Source organism: Streptomyces sp. NBC_01716 (assembly GCF_036248275.1).
Lineage (GTDB): Bacteria > Actinomycetota > Actinomycetes > Streptomycetales > Streptomycetaceae > Streptomyces.
On sequence record NZ_CP109181.1, the window covers coordinates 3,462,032 to 3,479,665 of the forward strand.

The window sequence follows — 17,634 nt, forward strand, 5'->3', positions numbered from 1 at the left end:
AGGGGGTCCCGCCCGAGCCCACCAGGGCGCGAGGGGGGGGTCCGGGAGGAGCCGGCCGCCCCGAGACAGGAGCGGCCGGACAACCCGTCAGACCTCTTCGACGCTGCTCGGCTCTCGCCGGGACAGGTCGATACCGAGCTCCTCCGCCGCGCGGAAGACGTCCTCGTCCGTGTCGCGCATCTCGATGGACATACCGTCCGAGGACAGCACCTCCACGTTGAGACAGAGCGACTGCATTTCCTTGATGAGCACCTTGAAGGACTCGGGAATGCCGGGCTCGGGGATGTTCTCGCCCTTGACGATGGCCTCGTAGACCTTCACGCGGCCGGTCACGTCGTCGGACTTGATGGTCAGGAGCTCCTGGAGGGCGTACGCGGCGCCGTAAGCCTCCAGCGCCCACACCTCCATCTCGCCGAAGCGCTGACCGCCGAACTGGGCCTTACCACCCAGCGGCTGCTGGGTGATCATCGAGTACGGACCGGTCGAGCGGGCGTGGAGCTTGTCGTCGACCAGGTGGTGGAGCTTCAGGATGTACATGTAGCCGATGGAAACCGGCTCGGGGAACGGCTCACCGGAGCGGCCGTCGAACAGGCTGGCCTTGCCGGAGGCCTTGACCATCCGCTCGCCGTCGCGATTCGGGATCGTGGCCTCGAAGAGACCGGAGATCTCGTCCTCGCGCGCGCCGTCGAAGACCGGTGTCGCGACGTTGGTACCGGGGGCGACGTCGTCGGCCCCGATGCCCTTCAGCCGCTCCATCCACTCCTCGCTGCCTTCGACCTTCCAGCCCTGGCTGGCGAGCCAGCCGAGGTGGATCTCCAGGACCTGCCCCGGGTTCATGCGGGACGGGACGCCGAGGGGGTTGAGGATGATGTCGACCGGGGTGCCGTCCTCCAGGAACGGCATGTCCTCGATCGGCAGGATCTTGGAGATGACGCCCTTGTTGCCGTGCCGGCCGGCGAGCTTGTCACCATCGGTGATCTTGCGCTTCTGGGCGACATAGACGCGGACCAGCTGGTTCACGCCCGGAGGAAGCTCGTCACCCTCCTCGCGGTCGAAGACGCGGACACCGATGATCTTGCCGGTCTCGCCGTGCGGCACCTTCAGCGAGGTGTCGCGGACCTCACGGGCCTTCTCACCGAAGATCGCGCGGAGCAGCCGCTCCTCCGGCGTCAGCTCGGTCTCACCCTTGGGCGTGACCTTGCCGACGAGGATGTCCCCGGCCGTGACCTCGGCACCGATACGGATGATGCCGCGCTCGTCGAGGTCCGCGAGGACCTCTTCAGAGACGTTCGGGATGTCCCGGGTGATCTCCTCCGGGCCGAGCTTGGTGTCACGGGCGTCGACCTCGTGCTCCTCGATGTGGATCGAGGAGAGGACGTCGTCCTGCACCAGCCGCTGGCTGAGGATGATCGCGTCTTCGTAGTTGTGGCCCTCCCACGGCATGAACGCCACGAGGAGGTTCTTGCCGAGCGCCATCTCGCCACGCTCGGTGGCGGGACCGTCGGCGAGCACCTGGTTCTCGACGACCCGGTCACCCTCGGAGACGATGACCTTCTGGTTGACGGAGGTGCCCTGGTTGGAGCGGGAGAACTTGGCGATGCGGTACGTGGTGTACGTGCCGTCGTCGTTGGCGATGGTGATGTAGTCCGCGGAGACCTCCTGGACCACACCCTCCTTCTCCGCCTTGATGACGTCACCGGCGTCGACCGCGCAGCGGTACTCCATGCCGGTGCCGACGAGCGGCGCCTCGGAGGTGATCAGCGGCACGGCCTGGCGCATCATGTTCGCGCCCATGAGGGCGCGGTTGGCGTCGTCGTGCTCCAGGAACGGGATCATCGCGGTCGCGACCGACACCATCTGGCGCGGCGAGACGTCCATGTAGTCGACGTCGTCACCGGGGATGTAGTCGACCTCGCCGCCACGACGGCGGACCAGGACGCGCGGCTCGGTGAACCGCATCTCCTCGGACAGCGTCGCGTTGGCCTGCGCGATGACGAAGCGGTCCTCCTCGTCGGCGGTCAGGTAGTCGACGTCGTCGGTGACGACACCGCCGACGACCTTGCGGTACGGCGTCTCAACGAAGCCGAACGCGTTGACCCGGCCGTACGAGGCGAGCGAGCCGATCAGGCCGATGTTCGGGCCTTCGGGGGTCTCGATCGGGCACATGCGGCCGTAGTGCGAGGGGTGCACGTCACGGACCTCGAAGCCGGCCCGCTCACGGGACAGACCACCGGGGCCGAGCGCGTTGAGCCGGCGCTTGTGGGTCAGACCCGACAGCGGGTTGTTCTGGTCCATGAACTGCGACAGCTGGCTGGTGCCGAAGAACTCCTTGATGGAGGCGACGACCGGCCGGATGTTGATCAGGGTCTGCGGCGTGATCGCCTCGACGTCCTGGGTCGTCATGCGCTCGCGTACGACGCGCTCCATCCTCGCCAGACCCGTACGGACCTGGTTCTGGATGAGCTCGCCCACGTTGCGCAGACGGCGGTTGCCGAAGTGGTCGATGTCGTCGGTCTCGACCAGGATCTGGGTGCCGCTCTCGCCGACCGTCTCGGTCTCACCGGCGTGCAGCTTCACCAGGTACTTGATCGTGGCGATGATGTCGTCGGTGGTGAGCACACCGGCGTCCAGCGGCTCCGCGGCGCCGAGCTTCTTGTTCACCTTGTAGCGGCCGACCTTCGCGAGGTCGTAGCGCTTGGGGTTGAAGTAGAGGTTCTCGAGCAGCGTCTGGGCCGCCTCGCGCGTCGGGGGCTCGCCCGGACGCAGCTTGCGGTAGATGTCGAGCAGCGCGTCGTCCTGGCCCTGGGTGTGGTCCTTCTCCAGGGTGGCGCGCATCGACTCGTACTCGCCGAACTCCTCCAGGATCTGCTCGGTCGTCCAGCCGAGAGCCTTGAGCAGAACGGTCACGGACTGCTTGCGCTTGCGGTCGATACGGACACCGACCATGTCGCGCTTGTCGATCTCCATCTCCAGCCAGGCACCCCGGGAGGGGATGATCTTGGAGGAGAAGATGTCCTTGTCGGACGTCTTGTCGATCGAGGAATCGAAGTACACACCCGGCGAGCGGACGAGCTGGGTCACCACGACACGCTCGGTGCCGTTGATGACGAAGGTGCCCTTGTCCGTCATGAGCGGGAAGTCGCCCATGAAGACCGTCTGGGACTTGATCTCACCGGTCTCGTTGTTGGTGAACTCGGCGGTGACGAAGAGCGGGGCCGCGTACGTGAAGTCGCGCTCCTTGCACTCGTCGATCGAGTTCTTCGGCGGCTCGAAACGGTGGTCGCGGAACGTCAGCGACATCGACCCGGAGAAGTCCTCGATCGGAGAGATCTCCTCGAAGATCTCCTCCAGACCCGACTTCCTGGGGACGTCCTGGCCGCTCTCAAGAGCTGCCTCGACCCGTGCCTTCCACACGGCGTTGCCGAGCAGCCAGTCGAAGCTCTCGGTCTGCAGCGCGAGGAGGTTCGGAACCTCAAGAGGCTCCTTGATCTTTGCAAAGGAGATGCGCAGCGGGGCGGTGCTGGCGCCGTTGTTCGTATTCGTGGTCGAGGCGTTGCGCGAGGCGGCCAAGAGGGGGTCCTTCCGAGGGCTCGGACTCACTACGCGCGTACCGGTCCCGAGCTGGACGCGTCGGATCACAGGCCCCAAAAGGGCTGGTCAACCGACGATGTCTTGCATGGGGGTGCCCCTGGTGACGGGCAGGGAGCAGCTAACAGGCAGCGCAAAGGGTCAGTGTAGCCACTTGGCACACTGATGTCCAGGCCGGGTTTTGCGAGACCCTCGTTGTACTCAACACCTTGTCTCAACTGCGTTCGGACCCACGCCGTAGGCGCACATCGATCCTGCCCTCTTCGTCGCCGATCCATGCCTCGGAATCGGATCGAATATGGCGACGCGTCCCTGAGAATTGCGCGCTGCGTGCGGTTCGTCAAGGCCCCCCGTCCCGTACGGACCGTCACCGGTCATACGGAAGGCACGACGATGATCACCATACTCGCAGCCGGACGAAGAGCAAGGAACCCCTCACGGCAACGGAGAAGGGCGGTCACCCGTACGGGTGACCGCCCTTCTCGTCAACGCTCCGCGCCTCGCTCGGCGTGGTCGCCGTCACACCGGACCCACGGGAGCCTTCGCGGCTCCCGTGAGGCGGGTGATCAGCGGGGTGGTGCTACGAGGTCACTTGACCTCGACGGAGGCGCCGGCGCCCTTGAGGGACTCGGCGGCCTTGTCAGCGGCCTCCTTGGCGACCTTCTCAAGGACGGGCTTCGGCGCGCCGTCGACGAGGTCCTTGGCCTCCTTGAGGCCCAGCGAGGTGAGCTCACGCACGACCTTGATGACCTGGATCTTCTTCTCGCCGGCACCCGTGAGGATGACGTCGAACTCGTCCTGGACCTCTTCGGCCTCGACAGCGGCACCGGCGGCACCGCCGGCGGCGGCGACGGCGACCGGGGCGGCGGCCTTGACGTCGAACTTGGCCTCGAAGGCCTTCACGAAGTCGGAGAGCTCGATGAGGGTCAGGGTCTCGAACTGCTCAAGCAGCTCGTCCTGGGACAGCTTCGCCATGATGGCGTCCTTCCACTATGTCGGCAGGTGCCGGATGTATATGACGGCGGGCGTACGGTGGGGCCCGCTGCGACGCGGCGCCGAACTACTCGGCGTCGGCCTCGGCGGGAGCCGGCGTACCGGCACCGCCCTGCTCGACCTTGGCGCGAAGCGCGTCCGCGGTGCGGACGAACTCCGACAGCGGGGCCTGGAACGTCGCCGCGGCCTTGGCCATCGACGCCTTGATTCCACCGGCCACCTTGGCGAGCAGCACCTCGCGGGACTCGAGGTCCGCGAGCTTCTTGAACTCGTCGGCGCTGAGCGCCTTGCCATCAAGGACTCCGCCCTTGATGACGAGATTCGGGTTGTCCTTGGCGAAGTCACGAAGACCCTTCGCCGACTCCACCGGGTCACCGGTGACGAAGGCAACCGCCGTCGGACCCGCGAACAGGTCGTCCAGCGTGTTGATCCCGGCCTCGTTGGCCGCGATCTTGGTCAGCGTGTTCTTCACCACGGCGTACTGGGCGTTCTCACCGAGGGAACGACGCAGCTCCTTGAGCTGCGCCACGGTGAGACCCCGGTACTCGGTCAGCACTGCGGCGCTCGAGCTGCGGAACTGTTCCGTCAGCTCGGCCACCGCGGCAGCCTTGTCGGGCCTTGCCATGAGCGTCGGCCTCCTTCCGGGTGATGAGGACCGCTCAGAAGGGGCCGGACAAAACGAAACGCCCCGGCGCAGGCGCACGGGGCGTAGCTCAACCGGGACACGCCCGGGAACTCTCCTCGGTCACCTACGCGGGTCGTCCGCCTTTGGCGGATCCTTCGGTCGCCTCACCCTCTTGCGAGAGCACGGCGACGACCAGCGGTCTTTGGCTTCAACTGAAGAGTACGTGACGCGGTTACCCGCAGGCAAATCCGGTCGCCGGGGCCGTAAACCCGCCCCGGTGACCGGATTTGAGAGATCAGCTCCCCGAACTCAAGGATTCGGAAAGGAGATCAGATTCCGGAGCCCTCGGCGTCCGCGCCGAGGTCGCCCAGCATCTTGAACAGGTCGACGGTGTCGGCGGCCGGCGGCGTCTGGACGGAGGCCTCGGCCCCGTAGTCGGTGTAACGCGCGCCGATCTTCACCTCGCCCTGCGGGGTGTCCATCGCGACATCCATCTTGACCGGGTAGTTGTCCTCGTTGACCCAGACCTCGGTGTCGTAACCCTTGATGCCGGACTTCTTGACGTTGTCGAGAAGGTCCTTGCGCTCCTTCTCGCTGAGCACGTCGAGGCCCTCGTTCGACTCCATCATCTCGGCGACGGTGAGCGTGCCCTTGTAGTGCTGCGCCTCGGCCCCGTCGATCTTCTCCGAGCCGACGTGCTTCACGTTCGGCGAGTCCAGGAGGAGCGCGAGCTGCTGCGCCGGGTCCTGGTTCATGTTCTCCATGCCGCCGGTGAGCTCCTGGGCGACCGCAGGGTCGCCCGAGGCCTCCGCCGCCGCGGCCAGGTCCAGCTTCATCCAGCGCTTGCCGTCCATGTCCTTGGCCGCCTCGGCGCCCATGTCCATGTACATGGCGTTCTTGACCCACACCATCCGGATCTTGTCCGGGGCGTCGGGCTCGGACTGGAGCATCGAGCCGGTCATGGTCATGTCCATCACCACGGGGTCCCACCCCATGACGCCGGACATCTCCATGTCGCCCGCCCCGGCGCCCACGGCGGCCGGCATCGACATCGTCATCGTGACCTTGGCGGACTTCGCCGCCGCCGTCTTCTCGTACGCCGCCGTCAGCACGTCCGTCACCGCGGAACGCGACTGCGTCTCCCCCTTGGCGGCCGAACTCCCGCCGTTCTTCTTGCCGTCCGAGTCCGCGTCACCGCTCTGACAGCCCGCGACACCGGCCACCACGGCCACTGCCGTCAGCGAGACGCCGACGCGCCCCCATGCCGACATGGTCATACCCCACCCCTTATTCCGATGTTCCTTGTTGAACGGTATCGCACGGATATGACAGCCCGCTCATGCCAAAGCCGGCCCCTGCGCCTCAACAGAGGTGCCGGGACCGGCTCTTGACAAACAGCGACTCGACTGCCGTCCGGGATCAGACGGAGGCCGGGTCCTCCTCGACGAGGAGGTTGCGCGTGCGGTTGGCGTCCAGCGGAATGCCGGGGCCCATCGTCGTCGCCAGGGTCGCCTTCTTGATGTAACGGCCCTTCGCGGCCGACGGCTTGAGACGGAGGATCTCCTCCAGCGCCGCGGCGTAGTTCTCGACCAGCTTCGTCTCGTCGAAGGAGACCTTGCCGATGATGAAGTGCAGGTTCGAGTGCTTGTCGACGCGGAACTCGATCTTGCCGCCCTTGATGTCGTTCACGGCCTTCGTGACATCGGGGGTGACGGTGCCGGTCTTCGGGTTCGGCATCAGACCACGCGGGCCGAGGACGCGGCCGAGGCGGCCGACCTTGCCCATGAGGTCCGGGGTGGCGACGACGGCGTCGAAGTCGAGACGGCCCTTCTGGACCTCTTCGATCAGCTCGTCGGAGCCGACGATGTCGGCGCCCGCGGCGCGCGCTGCCTCGGCACGGTCACCGGTCGCGAAGACCAGGACCCGGGCGGTCTTGCCGGTGCCGTGCGGAAGGTTCACGGTGCCACGGACCATCTGGTCCGCCTTGCGCGGGTCGACGCCCAGCCGCATGGCGACCTCGACGGTGCCGTCGAACTTGGTGGTGTTGGTGTCCTTGGCGATACGGACGGCTTCGAGCGGAGGGTACGTGCGCTCCGCGTCGATCTTCGCGTCCGCGCTGCGGAGTGCCTTGCTGCGCTTCACTTCATTCTCCTGGTGGTTCATTCAGGCGTGGAGTTCGTGGTGCGGGCCGCGCATGGCCCTTCCACTTGGCGCGCCCGAGGGGGCCCGCCGGGCGGGGCTCAGCCCTCGACCGTGATGCCCATCGAACGGGCGGTGCCGGAGATGATCTTCTCGGCGGCGTCCAGGTCGTTGGCGTTCAGGTCGGGCATCTTGGTCGTGGCGATGTCACGGACCTGCGCACGGGTGAGCTTGGCGACCTTCTTGACGTGCGGCTCGCCTGAGCCCTTGTCCACACCGGCGGCCTTGAGGATCAGCTTGGCGGCCGGCGGAGTCTTGGTGATGAAGGTGAAGGAGCGGTCCTCGTAGACCGTGATCTCCACCGGCACGACCATGCCACGCTGCGACTCGGTCGCGGCGTTGTAGGCCTTGCAGAACTCCATGATGTTGACGCCGTGCTGACCCAGCGCGGGGCCGACCGGCGGAGCCGGGTTGGCCGCGCCGGCCGAGATCTGGAGCTTGATGAGCCCCGTGACCTTCTTCTTCTTGGGAGGCATGTGCTCTCTCCGGGTCCTAGTGAGAGTGTTCCGGCCCAGTCATCCGGTCATCCGGATGCGGGCATACCGCGCAACGATAACGGGTACAGCTGCACGGCCAAAAACCGAGCAGGTCAGACCCTCTCCCGCGCGTGGGGGCAATCCCCTGCGAGAGCCTGTCTGACCTGGTCGGAACTGGCTTTGGAGCGCGCGGAAAGCGCGTCAGTTCTTCTGGATCTGGTCGAAGCTCAGCTCGACCGGGGTCTCGCGGCCGAAGATCTCGACGAGGCCCTTGACCTTCTTCGAGTCGGCGTTGATCTCGTTGATCGTCGCCTGGAGCGTCGCGAACGGGCCGTCGGTGACGGTGACCGAGTCGCCGACCTCGAAGTCCAGCACCTGGACCTCGACCTTGCGGGACGGAGCCGGCTTGCCCTCGGCCTCGGCCGCCTCGCGCGCGGCCTTCTCCTCGGCCTCGGGGGCGAGCATCTTCACGATCTCGTCCAGCGTCAGCGGGTACGGGTCGTAGGCGTTGCCGACGAAGCCGGTGACGCCCGGCGTGTTCCGTACGACACCCCAGGACTCGTTCGTCAGGTCCATCCGCACCAGGACATAGCCCGGGAGCTTGTTCTGGCGGACGTTCTTGCGCTCGCCGTTCTTGATCTGGACGATCTCTTCCTCGGGCACCTCGGCCGAGTAGATGAAGTCCTCGACGTTGAGCGAGACGGCGCGCTGTTCCAGGTTGGCCTTCACGCGCTTCTCGTAGCCCGCGTACGTGTGGATGACGTACCACTCGCCGGGCAGCCCGCGCAGCTCCTCGCGGAGCGCGGCGACAGGGTCGGCCGCGGGGGCGGGCTCCTCGACGAGCTCGGTCTCCTCGCCGTCCTCGGCGTCGGCAGCGCCGTCCTCGGCGGAAGCGGACTCCGCGTCCCCGTCCTCGACGTCGTCGGCATGCACCGCCGACTCCTCGGCCGGCTCGCCGGCCTCGGCGTCAGCGGCTTCGGCCTGGTCTGGCTCGACAGCGTCCGCCGCCTCCACGATGTCGGTCTCGTCCTCGCGGGACTCGACCGCCTCGTTGGCGTCGTTCAGGTTCGGGTCAGACACGTTGGCTGCTTCTTCCTGGCTTCACGATGGGTGGAACATGCGGATAGGGACGCCCGTGGGCGCCCTCTGCCTCCGCGGGCCTAGCCGAAGACGTACTTGACTACTCTCTGGAAGCCGTAGTCCATCACGGTCACCAGACCGATCATGACGACGACGAAGACGATCACAACAGTCGTGTAGGTCGTCAGCTGGTTGCGAGTCGGCCAGACGACCTTGCGCAGCTCCGCGACGATCTGACGGTAGAAGAGCGCGAGACGGCCCAGCGGGCCCTTCTTGCCGCGCTTGCCACCCTTGCGAGTCTTCTTGCTCGACTCGGGGGTCTCGTCATCGTCAGCATCAGGCTTGTCGATGGAGCCCACGGCGTCCGTCACGCTCTCTCACCTGATTCCGGGTCGTGGCCGTGCCGCGCCCGGTGGAGCCGCACGGCAGTGCTTTTGAAGTACGTACACGCGCACACATCCTGGCGAAGGATTGTGTAGCAGGGCCGGAGGGACTTGAACCCCCAACCGCTGGTTTTGGAGACCAGTGCTCTACCAATTGAGCTACGACCCTTTGTGTTTTCCCCAACCTACCGCATCCGACCGGAAGCACGGCGTGCCCGGATCGGCGGTGGCGGCTGAGGGCCAACGACCAGTGAGTGTACGTGCTCAGGGGCCCGGCGTCGAACAGGTAACACCGGACCGGCTCTTGTCCGAACCTGTCCGCTCTCTGTCCGTGGGCTGTCCAGTCGGCGAAACCCCTGTGCCCGGGTCTCCGGGGGTCTGGGACCATGGCCCGCATGAGCGCTGCAATTCCTCCGACCGAGCGCCGGGTCTCCGCCCGAGTCGGCGCAATCTCCGAGTCCGCCACCCTTGCCGTCGACGCCAAGGCCAAGGCCCTCAAGGCCGCCGGCCGGCCGGTGATCGGCTTCGGCGCCGGTGAGCCCGACTTCCCGACGCCCGACTACATCGTCGACGCCGCGAGTGAGGCCTGCCACAACCCGAAGTACCACCGCTACACCCCGGCCGGCGGGCTCCCCGAGCTGAAGGCCGCGATCGTCGCGAAGACGCTGCGTGACTCCGGTTACGAGATCGACCCCGCCCAGGTCCTGGTCACCAACGGCGGCAAGCAGGCGATCTACGAGGCCTTCGCCGCGATCCTCGACCCGGGCGACGAGGTCATCGTCCCGGCGCCGTACTGGACGACGTACCCCGAGTCGATCCGGCTGGCCGGGGGTGTCCCGGTGGACGTGGTGGCCGACGAGACCACCGGCTACCGGGTCTCGGTCGAGCAGTTGGAGGCGGCGCGCACGGAGCGTACGAAGGTCGTGCTCTTCGTCTCGCCGTCCAACCCGACCGGCGCCGTCTACAGCCGCGAGGACACCGAGGCCGTCGGCCGCTGGGCCGTGGAGCACGGCCTGTGGGTCATGACGGACGAGATCTACGAGCACCTCGTCTACGGGAAGGCCGAGTTCACCTCGCTGCCCGCGGCCGTGCCCGAGCTGCGTGACAAGTGCGTCGTCGTCAACGGTGTGGCGAAGACGTACGCGATGACCGGCTGGCGGGTGGGCTGGGTCGTCGGCCCCAAGGACGTGGTGAAGGCCGCGACCAACCTCCAGTCGCACGCGACGTCGAACGTGGCCAACGTCTCGCAGGCCGCCGCGCTCGCCGCCCTGACCGGGAGTCTCGACGCGGTGGACGAGATGCGGGTCGCCTTCGACCGGCGCCGGGGCACCATCGTCCGGATGCTCAACGAGATCGACGGCGTGGTCTGCCCGGAGCCCGAGGGTGCCTTCTACGTGTACCCGTCGGTGAAGGCGCTGCTCGGCAAGGAGATCCGCGGCAAGCGGCCGGCGAGCTCGGTCGACCTCGCCACCCTGATCCTGGAAGAGGCCGAGGTCGCGGTCGTACCGGGTGAGGCCTTCGGTACGCCGGGGTATCTGCGGCTGTCGTACGCGCTGGGCGACGAGGACCTGGTCGAGGGTGTGGCGCGGCTCCAGAAGCTGCTGGCGGAGGCCCGCGACTGAGTGCGCCGCTTCGGCAGAACGGGTCCCCGGTGCGTCCGGGGGCCCGTTCTTTCGTTCGGGCAACGGCCCGAAGGTGGAAAGGGACTCCCGGAGTCCGCCCGCGTACGGCAAGATCCATGGATGGAGAACGTTTCCGGCCCCCCGCGCCCCACGCGTGACGACCGCGCCACCCGCGACATCCGTCTGCTGCCCAAGGCCCATCTGCATCTGCACTTCACCGGCTCGATGCGGCCCACGACCCTGCTGGAGCTCGCCGACAAGTACGGCGTCCATCTCCCGGACGCGCTCACCGGCGGCGAGCCGCCCCAGCTGCGCGCGACCGACGAGCGGGGCTGGTTCCGCTTCCAGCGGCTCTACGACATCGCCCGGTCCTGTCTGCGGGCCCCCGAGGACATCCAGCGGCTGGTCCGCGAGGCCGCCGAGGAGGACGTACGGGACGGCTCCGGGTGGCTGGAGATCCAGGTCGACCCCACCTCGTACGCCCCGCTGCTCGGCGGGCTGATCCCGGCGCTGGAGATCATCCTGGACGCCGTGGACGCGGCGTCGCGCGACACCGGGCTCGGAATGCGGGTCGTGGTCGCGGCGAACCGGATGAAGCATCCGCTGGACGCCCGCACGCTGGCCCGGCTCGCGGTGAGGTACGCGGACAGGGGCGTCGTCGGCTTCGGTCTGTCGAACGACGAACGCCGGGGCATGGCACGGGACTTCGACCGGGCCTTCGCCATCGCCAGGGAGGGCGGGCTGCTCGCGGCGCCGCACGGCGGTGAGTTGAGCGGGCCCTCGTCGGTGCGGGACTGTCTGGACGATCTGCGGGCGAGCCGGATCGGGCACGGCGTACGGGCGGCCGAGGACCCGCGGCTGCTGCGCAAACTGGCCGACCGCGGGGTGACCTGTGAGGTGTGCCCGGCGTCGAACGTGGCGCTGGGCGTCTACGAGAAGCCCGACGACGTACCCCTGCGCACTCTGTTCGAGGCCGGGGTGCCGATGGCGCTCGGCGCGGACGACCCGCTGCTCTTCGGGTCGCGGCTCGCGGCACAGTACGAACTGGTGCGCAGGCACCACGGGTTCACGGACGTCGAACTGGCCGAGCTGGCACGGCAGTCGGTGCGGGCCTCGGCGGCGTCGGACGGGACGCGGGACAAGCTGCTGGCGGGGATCGACGCCTGGCTGGAAGGCTGAGCGGACGGCGGCGGGGGCCGTCAGGGGCTGAGCGGGGACAGGACCGTCCGTACCAGGGCCGGGGCGAACTCGTCGAGCGGGGGGACCTGTTCGCCGTCCGGGAAGGCCTTCAGGAAGGCCCGTTGCAGGCACGCGCCGAGCAGCAGTGAGGCCACGGCGTCGGCGTCGGCGCCCTCCCGTACGCGGCCGGCCTCACGTTCGGCGCGCAGATATCCGGCGAGTGCGCGCAGCGGCCACTGGGGGCCGGCGCCCAGGGCGCGGATCCCTTCGGCGTGCCTGCGCAGCAGCGCCGGTTCGGCGAAGAGCGAGGCGCCGATCGGGAAGGTCGCCTCGTAGAAGAGGGCCGCCTGGCGGACGACTTCGGTGAGATTCTCCTCGACGCTGTGACGGGCGTTCGCGCCGAACGGCCCCTCCCCGAGCTCGGAGAGCAGCGGGCCGAGGCGCGGCAGCCGCTCTTCCAATACGCGCAGGAAGAGCTCCTCCTTGCCGGAGAAGTACTTGTAGAGGGCGGCCTCCGAGCACCCGGCGGCGCGCGCGATCTCCTTGGTGGTGGCGCGTGCCAGCCCGATGGTGCCCATGAGTTGGGCGGCGGCGTCCAGGATGCGGGCCCGCGCGGGCTTCATAGGTGCGCTCCGATCGCTCTGACGAGGCTTGACGAAGGGGTGGGTGGATACTCACCATAGAGGTGAGTGAATACTCACCCACCATAGAACGGAAGAGGCGAGGGCGATGAGACTCACCGTGTTCGGGGCGACCGGGGGCGTCGGCCGGGAGATCGTGCGGCAGGCACTGGCGGCGGGGCATCGGGTCACGGCGGTGGTGCGGGACCCGGCGCGGCTGGATGTCACCGGGGACCGGCTCGACGTGTTCACCGCGGCCTCGTTCGACGACCCTGAGGCGCTGCGGGCCGCCGTGGCGGGCCGTGACGCGGTGCTGTCGGGCGTCGGTCCGCGCGGGCGCAAGGACGCGGGGATCACCGCGCCGGTGACCCGCTCGATCCTGCGGGCGATGGACGCGGAGGGCGTGCGCCGGCTGCTGGTGGTGAGCGCGGCCCCGGTCGGCGAGGTGCCGCGGGACGAGCCGCTGCTGGGGAAGGTGGCCATGGGCGTGGTCAAGGTCGTGCTCAGGCCCGTCTACGACGACCTGGCGCGGATGGAGGAGGAACTGGCCCGCAGCGGGACCGACTGGACCGCCGTCCGGCCCCCGCAGCTTCTGGACAGGCCGGTGACGGGGGTCTACCGCGCGGTGGTGGGGGCGAACCCGCGCGGCGGCAGCAAGATCGGCCGCCCGGACCTCGCCCACGCGATGCTGGCGATGATCGACGACCCGGCGACGGTGAAGCAGCCGGTGGGGGTCGCGTACTGAGATGCGGGCGACTGCGGGGCGGAGGATCACCCTCGTACGGGACGTACATGAGGCGCGGGGAAGAAGCGCTTCGTCACCACGGTCCCGGGCCGGACACGACGGGGCGGCGCGGGCACCAGCACCGCCCAGGGCTCAGCGAGTTGAGCCCTGTGGACAACGCGGGGGGCCTCCCGTGCCCGAAGGACCATGGGGAGAGCGCACGTGCCAACGAGACACCAGCCACTCCGCGGCGGGCGCGGCCGGACATCGGCCGCCCGACCGGGGGCCTGAACCGGACGGGGTTCGTCCAACACGCCCTGGCGCTCCTCGCCGGGCGACGGCGGGGCTCAGAGGCTGACGCCGACCGTCACCGGCTCGTTGACCAGCGTGATCCCGAACGCCTCGCGGACGCCGGCGACGACCTCCCGCGCGAGCGCGAGCAGGTCCTCGGTGGTGGCGTGGCCCCGGTTGGTCAGCGCGAGCGTGTGCTTGGTGGAGATACGGGCGGGGCCGGTGCCGTACCCCTTGGTGAAGCCCGCGCGGTCGATCAGCCACGCGGCCGAGGTCTTCGTGCGGCCCTCCCCCGCCGGGTACGCGGGCGGCGTGACGTCCGGGCCGAGCCGCTCCGCCGCGCGGGCGAGGAAGGCCGCGTACGCCGTGTCGTCGAGGATCGGGTTGGTGAAGAAGGAGCCGGCCGACCATGTGTCGTGGTCCGCGGGGTCGAGCACCATGCCCTTGCCCGCGCGCAGTTCGAGCACCGTACGGCGGGCGGCGTCCAGCGGGACGCGGTCGCCGGGTCCGACTCCGAGCGCGCGGGCCGTCTCGGCGTACTTGAGCGGGGCCGAGAGCCCGCCCGCGTCCTCCAGCGCGAACCGGACACGCAGGACGACGTAGCGCTCGGGGTGCTCCTTGAAGCGGCTGTGCCGGTATGAGAAGGCGCACTCGGCGTTGGCGAGGGTCAGGATCTCGCGGGCGGCGCGGTCGTAGGCGACGACCTCGGTGATGGTGCTGGACACCTCCTGGCCGTACGCGCCGACGTTCTGGATCGGGGTGGCGCCGGCCGAGCCGGGGACGCCGGCCAGGCATTCGATACCCGCGAGCCCCGCATCGACCGTACGGGCGACGGCGTCGGTCCAGGTCTCGCCGGCGGCCAGTTCCAGCGCCGCACCCGTGAGGTCGAAGCCGCGTGTCGCGATGCGCAGGGCGGTGCCCTCGAAGCCCTTGTCCCCGATGACCAGATTGCTGCCGCCGCCGATGATCAGGAGCGGCGTGCCGGCGTCGTCCGCCTCGCGCACGGCGGTGACGACCTCGGCGTCGGTGGTCGCGGTGATCAGCCGGGTGGCCGGGCCGCCGAGGCGGAAGGTGGTCAGCGGGGCGAGGGGAGCGTCCTGGAGTTCCTGCACGGGACAAGACTACGGTCCGGTCCGGAGACGATTCGTCTCCGGACCGGACCGGACCGCGCCGTTCCGCGCCGGGGGTTGTCAGACACCGACCGTCCTGCGCTCCCCCGCCGCCCCGGCTTCCGGCCCGGCTTCCGGCTTCCGCAGCAGTACGGTCTTCGCCCGCGCCCGGCGGCCCGGCATGGCCAGGGCCGCCAGGGCCGCGACCCCCACGACCGCCGAGCCGATCCACAGGGCCGGGACCGTGCCGTCGACGAAGATCTGCGGCGTCTCGTAACCGCCCTGCGCGGAGAACACCGCCCCGAGGACCGCGACGCCGAGCGCTCCGCCGACCTCGCGCAGCGCGTTGTTGGCGCCGGACGCGATTCCCTGCTCCTCGGTCCTGACGCTGGACATGACCAGGCTGGCGGCGGGGGCGAAGTACATCGCCATGCCGATCCCGCTGATGATCAGGGCGGGCAGCTGCGCCGCGTACGACACACCGGGCTCGATGACCATCGCGAACAGGGCCAGCCCGACGGCCTGGAGGGCGAGCCCGGTGGTGACGACGGGCCGGCCGCCGATCCGGTCGGAGAGGATCCCGGCGAGCGGCGCGACGAGCAGCGGCATCGCGGTCCAGGGCAGCATCCGCAGGCCGGCCTCGGTGGGCGAGTAGCCTGCGACGCCCTGCATGAACTGGCTGAGCAGGAAGATCGAGCCGAACATGCCGAGGAACATCAGCAGGCTCGCGGCGTTGATCCCGGCGAAGGTGCGGTCCTTGAACAGCCGCATGGGCAGCATCGAGTCGGGCCTGCGGATGCCGTGGCGTACGAAGCCGCCGATCAGGGCCGTGCCGACGATCAGCCCGGTGAGGACGAGCGGGCTGGTCCAGCCCTCGGTGTTGGCGGTGACCAGGGCGTAGACGATGCCGAAGAGGCCGCCGCTGATGAGCAGGGTGCCGGGGATGTCGATACGGGCGTTCGGGGCGTACGACTCCTTGAGCCGGGTCCTGGCGAGCGGCAGCAGCACGAGGCCGACCGGGACGTTCAGCCAGAAGATCCATTCCCAGGAGATGTGTTCGGTGAGGCTTCCGCCGACGAGCGGACCCGCGGCCACGGCGATGCCGGTGACGGCGCTGAAGATGCCGAGGGCCGCGCCGCGCTTCGCGGCCGGGACCGCCGCGGTGAGCAGGGTGAGTGCCAGCGGCATCATGATCGCCGCGCCGACTCCCTGGACGGCGCGCGCGGCGATGAGGCTGTTGATGCCGGGCGCGAGGGCCGCGGCGGCGGACGCCGCGGTGAAGATCGAGAGGCCGCCGACGAAGAGCCTGCGGCGGCCGAAGCGGTCGCCGAGGGCCGCGCCGAACATGAGCAGCACCGCGAAGGTGAGCGTGTAGGCGTTGACCGTCCACTCAAGGTCGGCGAGTTTGCCGCCGAGGTCCTCGCGGATGGACGGCAGGGCGGTGGTGACGACGAGGTTGTCGAGGGCCGCCATGAAGCCCGCGGCGCCGGTGATGACGAGGGCCCAGGTGGCGTTCGCGCCACCGCGGGCTGCTGGCTGGTTCATTGTTCTCCCCGATCTGATTAGTTATGGATTACTAACTTTCATTCCCATGAAAAGGGCATGAAACGAGTAGCGAAAAGCATGAGCGGGGCCGCCCGCTTCGGATCAGCCGTCCGAGCCGGCCAACGGCCGCGCGGAGTCGTAGAAGCCGCTCCAGACGCGGTCGTCGGCCGGAAACCCCAGCGCCAGCAGGGTGTTGGCCAGCATGCCGAAGGCCAGGAAGGTCGTCGTCTCCTTCGCGTCCGCACCCAGCGCCAGATGCGCGGTGTCCCAGAGCCGCGACCACGCGGCCCGTACGGAGGCGCCGAATTCGTGGTCCCCCGCCGCTTCGGCCGCCGCGACGGCGGCGTACACCTGCATCTGCATCATCAGCTTGTCCGGGTCGTCGGCGATGAGCTGCTGATAGGCGCGGGCCATGGAGTGGACGACCTCGTCGGGGGCGACCCCCTTGGACACCTCCTCGAAGATGCGCCGGGTGTCCTGGAGGCAGCGCTCCGACGCCGCGAGGAAGATCGCCTGCTTGTTCGCGAAGAGGCGGAAGAGGTACGGCTGCGAGACGCCCACGCGGCGGGCGATCACCTCGGTGGAGGTGCCTTGGTAGCCGGTGCGGGCGAATTCGGTGATCGCCGCGCGGATGACGCTCTCGCGTCGCTCTTCTGCGCTCATTCTGACCATGAGAAGTAAGTTATTGATTGATTACTTACCTGTCAAGCCCTGAGCTCGCCCCACGTTCCCGGGCGCCGTACGGCGCCCGGGAACCGGTCATCTCCTTAGGCCAGCTGGACGACGGCGCGGGACATCCCCAGCACCTTCTTGCCCTCGCTGGTCGCCGTCAGATCCACGCGTACGCGGTTGTCGTCGAGCTTGTCGCCGATCTTGGCGGTCACCTCGACGACCGCGCCCCTGCCGTCGTTGGGCACCACGACGGGTTTGGTGAAGCGGACGCCGTACTCGACCACGGCCCCCGGGTCCCCCACCCAGTCGGTCACCACCCGGACGGCCTCGGCCATCGTGAACATGCCGTGCGCGATGACGTCGGGCAGCCCGACCTCCCGCGCGAACTTCTCGTTCCAGTGGATCGGGTTGAAGTCGCCCGATGCGCCCGCGTAGCGCACCAGGGTGTCGCGCGTCACCGGGAACGTCGCGGCCGGCAGCTCCGTACCGATCTCGACGTTGTCGTAGGCGATCTGCGTGGCCATCGGC

At 68.8% G+C, this 17,634-nt stretch carries 16 protein-coding genes and 1 tRNA gene; 3 read left to right on the plus strand and 14 right to left on the minus strand.

The genetic code is table 11. The annotated features are described in order from the left end of the window. Positions 1-87 precede the first annotated feature (87 nt). From rpoB to OIE74_RS15055, 9 genes are all read right to left on the minus strand, one after another. On the minus strand, positions 88-3,570 hold the full coding sequence (gene rpoB / locus OIE74_RS15015) for a DNA-directed RNA polymerase subunit beta (RefSeq protein WP_329383161.1): 3,483 nt from the start codon (positions 3,568-3,570) through the stop codon (positions 88-90). 606 nt (positions 3,571-4,176) lie between these two features. Then, entirely contained in the window at positions 4,177-4,563 is a 387-nt protein-coding gene (rplL, locus tag OIE74_RS15020; RefSeq protein ID WP_329383164.1) for a 50S ribosomal protein L7/L12, read from the minus strand. Positions 4,564-4,648: 85 nt separating this feature from the next. Further along, positions 4,649-5,206 carry a 50S ribosomal protein L10 gene (gene rplJ / locus OIE74_RS15025; RefSeq protein ID WP_189107669.1) on the minus strand — a complete coding sequence of 186 codons (558 nt, stop codon included), beginning with the start codon at positions 5,204-5,206 and terminating at the stop codon, positions 4,649-4,651. A gap of 329 nt (positions 5,207-5,535) precedes the next feature. After that, positions 5,536-6,483, minus strand: a complete 948-nt coding sequence (locus tag OIE74_RS15030; RefSeq protein WP_329383167.1) for a hypothetical protein — start codon at positions 6,481-6,483, stop codon at positions 5,536-5,538. 142 nt (positions 6,484-6,625) lie between these two features. Further along, positions 6,626-7,348 carry a 50S ribosomal protein L1 gene (gene rplA, locus OIE74_RS15035; protein WP_189107671.1) on the minus strand — a complete coding sequence of 241 codons (723 nt, stop codon included), beginning with the start codon at positions 7,346-7,348 and terminating at the stop codon, positions 6,626-6,628. Positions 7,349-7,446: 98 nt separating this feature from the next. Further along, a complete protein-coding gene (gene rplK / locus OIE74_RS15040) occupies positions 7,447-7,881 on the minus strand; it encodes a 50S ribosomal protein L11 (RefSeq protein ID WP_078075574.1) in 435 nt (144 codons plus the stop codon). Positions 7,882-8,082: 201 nt separating this feature from the next. Beyond that, positions 8,083-8,961, minus strand: coding sequence for a transcription termination/antitermination protein NusG (gene nusG, locus OIE74_RS15045; protein WP_329383172.1), 879 nt, complete (start codon positions 8,959-8,961; stop codon positions 8,083-8,085). A gap of 80 nt (positions 8,962-9,041) precedes the next feature. Then, positions 9,042-9,332, minus strand: coding sequence for a preprotein translocase subunit SecE (gene secE / locus OIE74_RS15050; protein WP_329383175.1), 291 nt, complete (start codon positions 9,330-9,332; stop codon positions 9,042-9,044). A 108-nt stretch (positions 9,333-9,440) separates the two neighbouring features. Further along, a tRNA-Trp gene (locus OIE74_RS15055) sits at positions 9,441-9,513 on the minus strand. Positions 9,514-9,739: 226 nt separating this feature from the next. Between OIE74_RS15055 and OIE74_RS15060 the strand changes: the two genes are divergently transcribed. Together OIE74_RS15060 and OIE74_RS15065 are read left to right on the plus strand one after the other, a co-directional pair. Next, a complete protein-coding gene (locus OIE74_RS15060) occupies positions 9,740-10,966 on the plus strand; it encodes a pyridoxal phosphate-dependent aminotransferase (protein ID WP_329383178.1) in 1,227 nt (408 codons plus the stop codon). A 120-nt stretch (positions 10,967-11,086) separates the two neighbouring features. Then, complete coding sequence (locus OIE74_RS15065; RefSeq protein WP_329383181.1) at positions 11,087-12,145, plus strand: adenosine deaminase; 1,059 nt, start codon at positions 11,087-11,089, stop codon at positions 12,143-12,145. A gap of 20 nt (positions 12,146-12,165) precedes the next feature. Here the strand turns inward: OIE74_RS15065 and OIE74_RS15070 are convergent, their stop codons facing one another. Continuing rightward, a complete protein-coding gene (locus OIE74_RS15070; RefSeq protein WP_329383185.1) occupies positions 12,166-12,768 on the minus strand; it encodes a TetR/AcrR family transcriptional regulator in 603 nt (200 codons plus the stop codon). A 106-nt stretch (positions 12,769-12,874) separates the two neighbouring features. On the opposite strand from OIE74_RS15070, the gene OIE74_RS15075 reads away from it, so the two are divergent. Further along, entirely contained in the window at positions 12,875-13,510 is a 636-nt protein-coding gene (locus OIE74_RS15075) for an NAD(P)-dependent oxidoreductase (protein ID WP_329383188.1), read from the plus strand. Between the two features lie 326 nt (positions 13,511-13,836). Here the strand turns inward: OIE74_RS15075 and OIE74_RS15080 are convergent, their stop codons facing one another. The 4 genes from OIE74_RS15080 to OIE74_RS15095 form a co-directional block, all read right to left on the minus strand. Continuing rightward, entirely contained in the window at positions 13,837-14,892 is a 1,056-nt protein-coding gene (locus OIE74_RS15080; protein ID WP_329383191.1) for a UDP-N-acetylmuramate dehydrogenase, read from the minus strand. Between the two features lie 78 nt (positions 14,893-14,970). Next, on the minus strand, positions 14,971-16,434 hold the full coding sequence (locus OIE74_RS15085) for an MFS transporter (protein WP_329383194.1): 1,464 nt from the start codon (positions 16,432-16,434) through the stop codon (positions 14,971-14,973). A 102-nt stretch (positions 16,435-16,536) separates the two neighbouring features. Beyond that, on the minus strand, positions 16,537-17,097 hold the full coding sequence (locus OIE74_RS15090) for a TetR/AcrR family transcriptional regulator (protein WP_329383197.1): 561 nt from the start codon (positions 17,095-17,097) through the stop codon (positions 16,537-16,539). Between the two features lie 104 nt (positions 17,098-17,201). Continuing rightward, positions 17,202-17,630: a MaoC family dehydratase gene (locus OIE74_RS15095; protein ID WP_329383199.1), complete on the minus strand. Its 429-nt coding sequence runs from the start codon at positions 17,628-17,630 to the stop codon at positions 17,202-17,204. Between the last annotated feature and the right edge of the window lie 4 nt (positions 17,631-17,634).